Genomic DNA, 10,758 nt, shown 5'->3' with positions numbered 1-10,758 from the left:
GTTCGGCCTGGTCAATGGCGATCTGACCGCGCTGGCCCATGTCGGCCGGACCGACGCGCCCGAATTCGGCGACATGATCTCGACCACCGAGGCGCTGGCGGCCTTGGTGCGCGAGGGCGGCGGCACGGTGCGCCGGCTCGCCGCGGGCGGCGGCGTCGACGTGCCCTCGATCCTGCCGGTGCGGTCGACCGCAGACGCCTCCGGACGCAGCTGGCTGGGTTTCAAGACGTCGGCCGAAACGGAACTGCGCGGCGTCTCGCGCCAGGCCCTGTTCGGCGGGTTCCTGGGCCTTGCCCTGATGCTGCTGGTGATCGCCTCCATGTGGTACCGCGAAGGGCGGTAAGAAACCGCGCCCGTCGCCGGCTCGCCATCCTTAGAGCGGTTTGTCTTTGGATGGGAGCGGTTTGATGGACAGGGTTTTTCGCCGCGGCGAGGAAAACACCGCGGCGCGATCCGACGATCGCGCGAGGCTCTTGACGACGCCGCCGGCGGAAAAGACGTCCAAGCCGGAGGCCGGCAACCGATTGACATCAGATGATGGCCGCACATCGCCCGCGCTTGGTCTTTTGCGCTCTGGACGGCGTTGCGCGCGCCTTGCGGTGCCCGCACCGCGTCGTCCCGCGCGCCTTGCCAGATCACAAAATCCCGGCGCTCAGACGATGCCAGCCAAAAACAAACCGCTCTAGGTCAAGCCATGGAATGACGGGGCGTGCCGTCAAAGCCCAGCGTCCCGGCAAGGTCCCGCACCACGTCGCCGCCGCCCAGCGGATGGGCCAGCAGGCGGTTCGGTTCGACCGGACCCGGCAGGAAAAGCCGCCCGGCCGGAAACGGCGCGAAACCCAGCGGCGCATAATAGGACGCATCGCCCACAAGCAGCACGAAGCGCGCGTGCGTCCGGCACGCGGCGCCGACCGCCCGGCGGACCAGCGCCTTACCGATGCCCCGGCTCTTATATGCCGGATCGACGGCCAAGGGGCCCAGCAGATGGCCGCGATGGCCGCTTTGCGATGCCGCCACCTGCGTCATGCGCACCGAACCCAGCATCGCGCCCTGCGGCGAAAGGGCAACGAACGACAGGGCCGGATCGTGCGGCCCCTGCTCGCGCAGGCGGAAGGCGGCGCGGGCGAAACGGCCCGGCCCGAACGCGCTTTCATGCAGCGCTTCGATGGCGTCGGCGCACTCCGCCCGTTCGGGCGCGATCACAAACTCGGTCATGGAAAAGGTCCAAATGCAAAACGACGAAAAGGGACGGAGCCGGCGCGCGGGCCGGTGCAATCATCGTCGCGGTCGTCGCATCTGAAGCGCGGTGGTCATGGGCGGTGCAGCTAGCACCCCCTGGCGGCGCGGTAAAGCGGCAAATTCATGCCGACGCCGACCGGTTGACGGTGCGTTCGACGCCGGGGACGGTGACGCGGGCGGGCCCACGCCCTATCTGCCGAACCGACAATGAGGAGAACGAGACGATGGGCCTTCTGATCGACGGCGTCTGGCACGATAAATGGTACGACACCAAAAAGAGCGGCGGCCGCTTCGTGCGCAAGGATGCCGCGTTCCGCAACTGGGTGACGGCGGACGGCGCGCCGGGCCCCACCGGCGAGGGCGGCTTTCAGGCCGAGGCGGGCCGCTATCACCTTTACGTCTCGCTGGCCTGCCCTTGGGCGCACCGCACGCTGATCTTCCGCAAGCTCAAGAAGCTCGAAGGGCTGATCGACGTGTCCGTCGTCCACCATTTCATGGGCGCCGAAGGCTGGACGTTCGAGACCGACGAGGCGGCGACGGGCGACAGGCTGTTCGGCTCGACCCGCATGCACCAGGTCTACACCCGCGCCAGGCCCGACCATACCGGCCGCGTCACCGTGCCCGTCCTGTGGGACACCAAGCGCGACACGATCGTCTCCAACGAATCCTCGGAGATCATCCGCATGTTCAATTCAGCCTTCGACGGGCTGACCGGCGACGATCAGGACTTCTATCCGGTGCCGCTGCGCGAGGCGATCGATCAGGTCAACGCGCGCGTCTACGACACGCTCAACAACGGCGTCTACAAGTCCGGCTTCGCCACCACGCAGGCCGCCTACGAGGAAGCGATCGGCCCGCTGTTCGACACGCTCGGCTGGCTGGAGGAGCGCCTGTCCCGCCAGCGCTACGTCGCCGGCGACCGGCTGACGGAAGCCGACTGGCGCCTGTTCACCACGCTCGTGCGCTTCGATCCGGTCTATGTCGGCCATTTCAAGTGCAACATCCGCCGCCTGGCCGACCATGACCATCTTTGGGCCTATACGCGCGAACTGTACCAGATGCCCGGCATCGCCGACACGGTGAACATGCATCACATCAAGGCGCACTATTACGGCAGTCACGAATCGATCAACCCGACCCGGATCGTGCCGGCCGGACCGGCGATCGACTTCGACGCCGCCCATGGCCGCGACCGGCTGCCTGCGGCTGCCTGACGGAGCCAACCCTACCAGCGCGAGGACGCAACCGCGCCGGTCCGCCATTCCTCCAGCCGGCGCGCCGTTCCCGGCGTTACGCCCATCGGCGGGGCGTCGAGGGGAAAAAAATCGGCCGCGGCGATTTCGAGGCCACCCGCACCCGGTCCCAAGCGCCGCGCCATCCGGCAAACATAAACCGCCACATGATCGCGGCGCGAAACCCGGTCATTGTAGAACAGGCCGTGCAGCGCCATATCCGGGCCGATCTCGACATTGGCCTCCTCGCGCACCTCGCGGCGCACGCAATCGGCGGCGGTTTCGCCCGGTTCGATCCCGCCACCGGGCAGGTGCCAGCCCGCGACATAGGTGTGCCGGACCAGCAGCACGCCGCCATGCCCGTCCAGCACGATGGCGCGCGCGCCCAGCGTCATCGGCCGGCGGATCAGGAACCAGGCGTGCAGGAGACGGTTGCGCAGCCACATCTTTAGTCATCGTCCGCAACGAACGCTCTGGAACCGGGCGGGCGTGCCCGGCCCGGCGGACCGATCATGCCCTTTTTGACTTTGCGGCAAAACCCCTTACCACCGGCATATGCGCTTCACGCTCGCTCACCTTTCGGACGTCCATCTCGGCCCGCTGCCGGCCGTCAGCGCCCGCGAACTGCTTTCCAAACGGCTGACGGGCTATGTCAACTGGCACCGCCACCGCGCCGGAGCCATGGCCGGCACGACGCTGGACCGCATCACCGAGGCGATCGGCAAGGCCGGCGCCGATCATGTCGCAGTGACCGGCGACATGACCAATCTGGCCCTGGACGCCGAGATCCGCGCGGCCGCCGCCTGGCTCGAAGGGCTCGGCGCGCCGGACCATGTCAGCATCGTACCGGGCAATCACGACGCCTATGTGAGGGGCGCGCTCGACCGGGCCTTTGCGGCCTGGGCGCCCTGGATGAGGGGCGATGACGGCCATGCCCCCCGGCGCAATGAAGCCTTCCCCTTCATCCGCCGGCGCGGACCGGTGGCGGTCATCGGCCTTTCCAGCGCCATTGCGACGCCGGTCTTTTTCGCCGCCGGGCGCCTGGAGGCCAAACAGGCGCGCAATCTCGAACACGCGCTTCGGACGGCCGGCGAGGAGGGCCTGTTCCGCATCGTCCTGATCCACCATCCGCCGGTGCGCGGCGCCGCCCCTCCGCGCAAGCGCCTTTACGGCATCGGCCTGTTCCAGAACGCGGTCGCGCGCCACGGCGCCGAACTGGTGCTGCACGGCCACACCCATCGGGCGCAACGGCACCTGATCGAAGGGCCGGAGGGGGGGCGCGTGCCCGTGATCGGCGTGCCCGCCGCCGGCCAGGCGCCCGGCGGCGCGGCGCCCGCGGGCGCGTTCAACCTGTTCGACATCCACCGGTCCGGCAATGGCTGGCACTGCGCCATGCGGCAATGGTCGGCAACGACGGAAACGGGCCCGCTGCGGCTGACCGACGAGCGCGGGCTCTGGCCCTGACCGCCGCGCCGGTCGGGCGACTTCCCCATTCATTGCGCCTCACAAGGGCAGCGGCACGTCCTGGAAGAAGAGGACCACAACGCCGAGGGCCACGAACATGCCGAGCGCGAACCAGCCGATCCGGCTCATGCCGCGCACGCTCTCGCGCTCCCGGCGCGACACGCCGGAGCCGGCCTTCGAACCATCGTCCCGCGAGGCCGGGTCGGCCGCGCCACGATCGCCGGCGGTATGCGCCTGCGGGACGTCCTGCGCCTCGGCGGCCGGCGGGCGCTGGCTGACACCTGTGCGATAGATCACCGTCTCGCCGGCGGCGAACGCCAGTTCGCGCTCATGCAGACGCTCGGCGATATAGGTCGTGACGGCCTCGGTCACCGGACCGGGATCGACCGCTTCGGCAAGGATTGCGCGCCCGATCCGCGTATCGCGCACGAAACGATAGGTCCGCCTGTCGCGGCCCATCATCACATGCGCCGTCGCGTCGATCCACAGGCGCGGCTGAAGGCCGCAGGACAGGGCGAAGTCGAACCGTTCGTCATCGGCCGGCACGTCATCGAAGACCGGACGCAACCTTTGAGCGAGCAGTTCGAGCCGCGCCCGATCGGCTTCCTTCATGTCGACGACGACATCGCTGCGCTCGGCGGCGGCGATCTTGACGTGCCGCACCGCATCGACGAGGCGCGTGTTGACTGATTTTTCTTCCCGCTCCATACGGCCCTCGCGCGGCATGCCAATGGTTAACGGGACATTAGCAATTCCGTTGCCGCAAGGCGAGTGGGCTTGAGCCCGCCACGGACCCGGGCGCCGCGGCGATCGGCAAAACCCTGTGGATGGCCCGCATGCACGCAGCGATCGCCGCCTATGATCGCCAGACAAGCACGAGAATCACCGTCAGCAGCAGCATGATGATGGCGACCGCCATCCAGAAGCGCTTGATGTTGCGCACGATGAACGGACCCAGCATGGCGTCGTGAGACGAGGGTTCGTCCGCGCCCGACAGCATGCGCGTCGCCGCAAGCGGCTTGCCGGGCACTTCGACGTCGAGCGTAAAGCCGCTCGCACCGCGGCCGAAATCGACGATCCTTGGCGCGGCCGGCTCGCCCGCGCTGCGGTCGGCATTGGCGGGCAGCGATGCGATGGCGCCGGTCCGCTCGTCCGGCCCGATGCCGCGGCGCAGATAGGTCGGCACGTAGGTGCCCTTGGGCACGCTGATCTCGATCGGCTCGTCCTTGCCCTCGCCGGCGTAGAACGAGGCCAGATGATCGCGCAGCCGCCCGGCCTGCACGCGCACGACCGCATCCATCGCCGGATCGAAATCGTCATCCCTGCCGAACACGTCCTGAGCGATGGTAAAGCCCTTCAGCCGGGCTGCCTCGCCGTTCTGCTCGGCCCGCACCAGATAGGACAGCAGCGAGCGCGCCCGGTCCGCGCGCGCGAACGTCTCGCTGCCGATCACCCCTTCAAGCGCAAGGCGAATCTCCTCGGCGCCGACGGTGCTGTGTTCGGGCATGTTGCTTGAGGTTTGGCTCCCGGCGCCCATGCTCACCTGGTGTCACGTCACAATGGTTCGGGCGCACGCACCTGCGGCGATTTGACAACCGGAAGATGCAGCAATGCCCGACCCGGAGCAGCTTAGTCCGAAACCGGTGAAGACCTCAACAAAGCAATCCCACGACCATAGGATTAGATTGCTGATTGACCACAACCGTCCGAGCGCATCGCGCGCAGACGGTTGACGGCGGACACGATGGCTTCGAGCGAGGCGGCGACGATGTTCTTGTTGATGCCCACCCCGAAAATACGTCCGTCCGCATACTCCATTTCCATGTAGCAGATGGCGGCCGCGTCCGAGCCGTGCTGGAGCGAGTGCTCGCAATAGTCGCGCACGGCCATGGCAATGCCGAAATGGCGGTCGATCGCATCGACGAACCCGTCGATCGGCCCGGTGCCATGGCCGCGAATGCGCACTTCCTCATTGCCGTCCATCAGCACGGCATCGACGATGCGGCCGTCGGGGACGTCCGGATCGGGCGTCGTTGTGTGGCCGATGAAGCGGATGCGCGGATGCGGCACATCGACATAGGTCGCCATGAACGCCTGATGGATGCGCTCGGAGGACAGTTCGATCCCCTCCCGGTCGGCGATCGCCTGGATCACCTCGCGAAACTCGACCTGGAGGCCGCGCGGCAGGTTGAGGCCGTAATCGGCCTGCATGACATAGGCGATGCCGCCCTTGCCCGACTGCGAGTTGATGCGGATGATCGCCTCGTAGGTGCGGCCGACATCTTCGGGGTCGATCGGCAGATAGGGCACCTCCCACAGATCGGCGCCGGTCGCCCCGTGCGCCTTCATGCCCTTGTTGATGGCGTCCTGGTGCGAGCCGGAAAAGGCGGTGTAGACCAGTTCGCCCACATAGGGGTGCCGTTCGGGGATGGCGAGCTGGTTGCAATGCTCGTAGACGTCGCGGATCTCATTGATGTCGGTGACGTCCAGCACCGGATCGACCCCTTGGGTGAACATGTTCAGGGCCAGCGTGACGACATCGACATTGCCGGTGCGCTCGCCATTGCCGAACAAGGTGCCCTCGACGCGCTCGGCGCCGGCCATCAGGCCCAGTTCGGTCGCCGCGATTCCCGTGCCCCGGTCATTGTGCGGATGCAGCGACACGATGATCGAATCGCGCCGGTCCAGGTTGCGGCACATCCACTCGATCTGGTCGGCATAAACGTTCGGCGTCGACATTTCGACGGTCGCCGGCAGGTTCAGGATCAGCTTGTCTTCGGGCGTCGGCCGCACGATCTCGGTGACCGCGTTGCAGATGTCCAGCGCCACCTCCAGCTCGGTGCCGGTGAAGCTCTCGGGCGAATATTGGAACCGGTAGCCGCCGCCGGCCCTGGCCGCCATGTCGGTGATCATCTTGGCCGCGTCGGTGGCGATCCGCTTGATGCCCTCGACGTCCTTGCCGAACACGACGCGGCGCTGCAATTCGCTGGTGGAGTTGTAGAAATGCACGATCGGGCGCCGCGCGCCTTCGAGCGCCTCGAAGGTCCGGGCGATCAGTTCGGGCCGGCATTGCACCAGCACCTGGAGCGACACGTCCTCGGGCACATGGCCCTCCTCGACGCACCAGCGCGCAAAGTCGAAGTCGGTCTGACTGGCCGACGGAAAGCCGATCTCGATCTCCTTGAAGCCCATCTTGACGAGCAGCGCGAACATGCGCGTCTTGCGCTCATGGCCCATCGGCTCGATCAGCGCCTGGTTGCCGTCGCGCAGATCGACCGAGCACCAGATCGGCGGTTCGGCGATCGTCTTGCCCGGCCAGGCGCGGTCGGGCAGGTCGACCGGGGGATAGGCCCGGTATTTGCGGGAGGCGTCCGGCATGCCGGTCATGCGCGCTCGGGCCGGATTGGGGATGGTGTGGCTTGTCATGGTCTCGTCCTTCGCCCGCCCTGGCCGCGGTGCGTCATCGCGTGCCGGCGGTGTGGTTCATTCGATTGGCGATGTAAAGATGACGGGGCGTGGACGGGAACCCGGTCCCGGCGTTACGACCGCCGGGCGCCCTGTCGCAAGATCAGGCCCGGCAGCCGCCGACAAGAAGGAGAAGACCAAGCGCGGCCACACCGCCGGCACGGGCCGGAAGAGCCGTGACGCCCTTGCGGGCGGATATGGAGCGCGGGCCATTCATGGCGCCTGTGTAGGCCAGCACGCCTCACTTGGCAAGCGGCCGCATCCCGGCGAGCCGGCCGACCACGTTCTCGATCATCTTCATGCCCGCATCGCCGCCCAGCGTCATGATCGATTCGGGGTGGAACTGCACGGCGGCGACGGGCTCGTCGCGATGCTCGATGCCCATCACCACCCCGTCCTCGGTCTCCGCCGTCACCAGAAAATCGTCGGGCAGGCGCGCGGGGTCGGCGAAGATCGAGTGGTAGCGGCCGACCACGAATTCCCGCGGCAGGCCGGCGAAGACGCTGCCGGGCGCGTGCACGCGGATGCGCGAGGGCTTGCCGTGCATCGGATAGCCAAGCTGCCTCAGCGTGCCGCCATAAGCCTCGGTCAGCGCCTGAAGGCCAAGGCAGACCCCGAAAACGGGCAGGTCGCGCGCCCGCGCCTTCCTGATCGTCGCTTTGCAGTCGAAATCCTTCGGCAGGCCCGGCCCCGGCGACAGCACGACGAGATCGGGCGCATAGCTTTCGAACACCTCTTCGCGCACGGGCGAACGCACGGTGCGCACCTGCGCCCCCGTCTGGCGGAAATAGTTGGCGAGCGTGTGCACGAAGCTGTCCTCATGGTCGACGAGCAGGACGCGCATTCCCGCGCCCACCAGGCGCGCTTCGCGCGGGCCGGCCTCCGCGCCGGACCCGGCCGAATCGCGGATCGCCGCCAGAAGGGCCGACGCCTTCAGTTCGGTCTCGGCTTCCTCGGCGTCCGGATCGGAATCGAACAGGAGCGTCGCGCCCGCGCGCACGGAGGCGATGCCGTCCCGGACGTGGATCGTGCGCAGCGTCAGCCCGGTGTTCATGTCGCCGTTGAACTTGACCATGCCGATCGCCCCGCCATACCAGGCGCGCGGGCTCTTTTCATGCTGCTCGATGAAGCGCATGGCCCACAGTTTGGGCGCGCCGGTCACGGTCACCGCCCAGGCATGGCTCAGAAACCCGTCGAACGCGTCCATGCCCGCGCGCAGCCGGCCCTCCACATGGTCGACCGTGTGGATCAGGCGTGAATACATCTCGATCTGCCGCCGGCCGATGAGGCGCACCGAGCCCGGCTCGCACACCCGGCTCTTGTCGTTGCGGTCGACGTCCGAACACATGGTCAGTTCGGATTCGTCCTTCTTCGAATTGAGCAGCTTGAGGATCTGCTCGGAGTCCGAGATCGCATCGGTGCCGCGCGCGATCGTGCCCGAGATCGGGCAGGTCTCGATGCGCCGGCCGGTCACCCGCACGAACATTTCGGGCGAGGCGCCGATCAGGAACTCGTTCTCGCCCAGATTCATGAAGAAGGAATAGGGGGCGGGGTTGGTCGCCTTGAGCCGCCGGGCGATCGCCGAGGGCCGCGATCCGACCCGCTCCTGGAACATCTGGCCGGGCACGACCTCGAACAGGTCGCCGCGGGCGAAGCGCTGCCTGGCGCGGTCGACCAGCCGCGCATATTCGCCCCGCTCATGGTCGCAGCGCGGCGGGACCGTCTCGGTGGGCGCGAACGGGGCGGGCGTTTGAGCGCGCGCGATGCCTTCGGTCGTCGCCTCGCCGTCCGAAAACTCATAGCAATCGATCCAGGCGCGCGCGGCGTGATTGTCGGCGACAAGGATGCGGTCGGGAAAGAACAGCACCAGATCGCGCTGGCCGGGAGCGCGCGGCAGCTTCTCCTCGACGGGATCGAACTGGAAGGCGATGTCGTAGCCGAACGCGCCGAACAGGGCCAGATCGGCGTCCTCGGGCGAGGAAAAGTGTCCGACGATGGCGCGCAGGACCGAGAACACGGACGGCGCGCGCGAGCGTTCCTCCTCGGCGACGATCTCGGCGGGCTCGGCGATGACGATGTCGAGCGCCCCGTCCGACCGGTCCACACCTTCTATGTGCTCATGGCCGTCGAGCGCCCGCGCGATCATCGCCACGAGCGGCACGCCGCGCGCGTTGAGCGCGGCGATCCGCATCCGGCGCTTGCGCGCCGAGATCATCAGGGGCGGATCGACGATGCCCGTGTCCCAGCGCGTATAGCGCCCCGGATATTCGTAGTTCGACGACAGCACCGCGCCCATGCGCGCGTCGAGCGCGTCCATCATCCCGTCGATCGCCGTGGCGTAGTCGGCCGGCTCCCTGCGCCGCGCGACGCGCACGCCGCCCGCGGTCACATGGGCCTCGGGCGCTTCACCTCGAACCGATCGCACATTCATCGCCTCGTCCTTTCATGCCCGCCGCCGGCGGACATGAAAAAACCGCCTCGGCGAAACGGGCGGTTGTCGGCCAGACATGCGTGAGGACCACCGCCTAATGCGAAGCCCGCCACCATGCCTGCGCGTTGCAACTGTTCATGCCGCCGAGCTTAGCCCCGCGCCCGGCCAAAGGCAATCGGCAAGGCCGGGCACCAGGCGGGCCGCGGTCAGAACAGCCCCTCGATCAGCCCGTCCCCGTCGAACCGGATCACCTCGGCGGACGGGGTGCGCGGCAGGCCCGGCATGGTCATGATCGCGCCGCACACGACCACGATGAAGCCCGCGCCCGCCGAGATGCGCACCTCGCGGATCGGCACGGCGTGCCCGGTGGGCGCGCCGCGCAGGAGCGGGTCGGTCGAGAAGGAATATTGCGTCTTGGCCATGCAGATCGGCAGGTCGCCATAGCCCTGCGCTTCCCAGGCGCGCAACTGGTCGCGGATCGCCTTGTCGGCGATCACCTCCTCGGCCCGGTAGATGCGCCTGGCGATCGTCTCGATCTTCTCGAAAAGCGGCATCTCGTCGGGATAGAGCGGGGCGAACTGCGAAGCGCCCGATTCGGCCAGTTCGACCACCCGCATCGCCAGCGCCTCGACGCCGGCCGATCCTTCCGCCCAGTGCCGGCAGACGATCGCCTCCGAGCCCATCGATTCCACATAGGCCCTGATCACCTCGATCTCGGCATCGGTGTCGGAGTGGAAATGGTTGATCGCCACCACGGACGGCACGCCGAACTGGCGGACATTTTCGATGTGGCGGCCCAGATTGGCGCAGCCCTTCTCGACCGCCGCGACATCCTGCGCACCCAGGTCCTCGCGCGCGACGCCGCCATTCATCTTCAACGCCCGCACGGTGGCGACGATCACCGCCACGTCGGGTTTGAGGCCGGCC

At 67.8% G+C, this 10,758-nt stretch carries 9 protein-coding genes and 1 pseudogene; 3 read left to right on the top strand and 7 right to left on the bottom strand.

All coding sequences use genetic code 11. From position 1 onward, the window contains the following. A pseudogene (locus AC5E6L_RS10725) lies at nucleotides 1-343 on the top strand (hypothetical protein); the annotation flags it as partial. 344 nt (nucleotides 344-687) lie between these two features. Here AC5E6L_RS10725 and AC5E6L_RS10720 read toward each other — a convergent pair. Continuing rightward, entirely contained in the window at nucleotides 688-1,215 is a 528-nt protein-coding gene (locus tag AC5E6L_RS10720) for a GNAT family N-acetyltransferase (RefSeq protein ID WP_491230306.1), read from the bottom strand. Nucleotides 1,216-1,463: 248 nt separating this feature from the next. On the opposite strand from AC5E6L_RS10720, the gene AC5E6L_RS10715 reads away from it, so the two are divergent. Further along, nucleotides 1,464-2,453 carry a glutathione S-transferase family protein gene (locus tag AC5E6L_RS10715; RefSeq protein WP_491773184.1) on the top strand — a complete coding sequence of 330 codons (990 nt, stop codon included), beginning with the start codon at nucleotides 1,464-1,466 and terminating at the stop codon, nucleotides 2,451-2,453. An 11-nt stretch (nucleotides 2,454-2,464) separates the two neighbouring features. Here AC5E6L_RS10715 and AC5E6L_RS10710 read toward each other — a convergent pair whose 3' ends face one another. Next, nucleotides 2,465-2,917, bottom strand: coding sequence for an NUDIX domain-containing protein (locus AC5E6L_RS10710; RefSeq protein WP_491230308.1), 453 nt, complete (start codon nucleotides 2,915-2,917; stop codon nucleotides 2,465-2,467). Nucleotides 2,918-3,026: 109 nt separating this feature from the next. Here AC5E6L_RS10710 and AC5E6L_RS10705 point away from each other — a divergent pair, with 109 nt between their 5' ends. After that, nucleotides 3,027-3,935, top strand: a complete 909-nt coding sequence (locus tag AC5E6L_RS10705; protein ID WP_491773182.1) for a metallophosphoesterase family protein — start codon at nucleotides 3,027-3,029, stop codon at nucleotides 3,933-3,935. Between the two features lie 39 nt (nucleotides 3,936-3,974). Here AC5E6L_RS10705 and AC5E6L_RS10700 read toward each other — a convergent pair whose 3' ends face one another. The 5 genes from AC5E6L_RS10700 to AC5E6L_RS10680 form a co-directional block, all read right to left on the bottom strand. Further along, nucleotides 3,975-4,643 carry a hypothetical protein gene (locus tag AC5E6L_RS10700; protein WP_491773180.1) on the bottom strand — a complete coding sequence of 223 codons (669 nt, stop codon included), beginning with the start codon at nucleotides 4,641-4,643 and terminating at the stop codon, nucleotides 3,975-3,977. A 148-nt stretch (nucleotides 4,644-4,791) separates the two neighbouring features. Then, nucleotides 4,792-5,442 carry a hypothetical protein gene (locus tag AC5E6L_RS10695; RefSeq protein ID WP_491230311.1) on the bottom strand — a complete coding sequence of 217 codons (651 nt, stop codon included), beginning with the start codon at nucleotides 5,440-5,442 and terminating at the stop codon, nucleotides 4,792-4,794. Between the two features lie 173 nt (nucleotides 5,443-5,615). Next, nucleotides 5,616-7,361 (bottom strand): 2-isopropylmalate synthase, encoded by a 1,746-nt coding sequence (leuA, locus tag AC5E6L_RS10690; RefSeq protein ID WP_491773178.1) that lies wholly within the window; start codon nucleotides 7,359-7,361, stop codon nucleotides 5,616-5,618. A gap of 280 nt (nucleotides 7,362-7,641) precedes the next feature. Then, complete coding sequence (locus AC5E6L_RS10685) at nucleotides 7,642-9,831, bottom strand: anthranilate synthase (protein ID WP_491773176.1); 2,190 nt, start codon at nucleotides 9,829-9,831, stop codon at nucleotides 7,642-7,644. Nucleotides 9,832-10,037: 206 nt separating this feature from the next. Further along, nucleotides 10,038-10,758: formate--tetrahydrofolate ligase (locus AC5E6L_RS10680; RefSeq protein ID WP_491773174.1), on the bottom strand; the 721-nt coding region annotated here is incomplete at its 5' end.

It is taken from the genome of Roseitalea sp., assembly GCF_984466335.1.
Note: the sequence above shows the minus strand (reverse complement) of the source record. Positions and strands in the feature narration are given on the sequence as shown.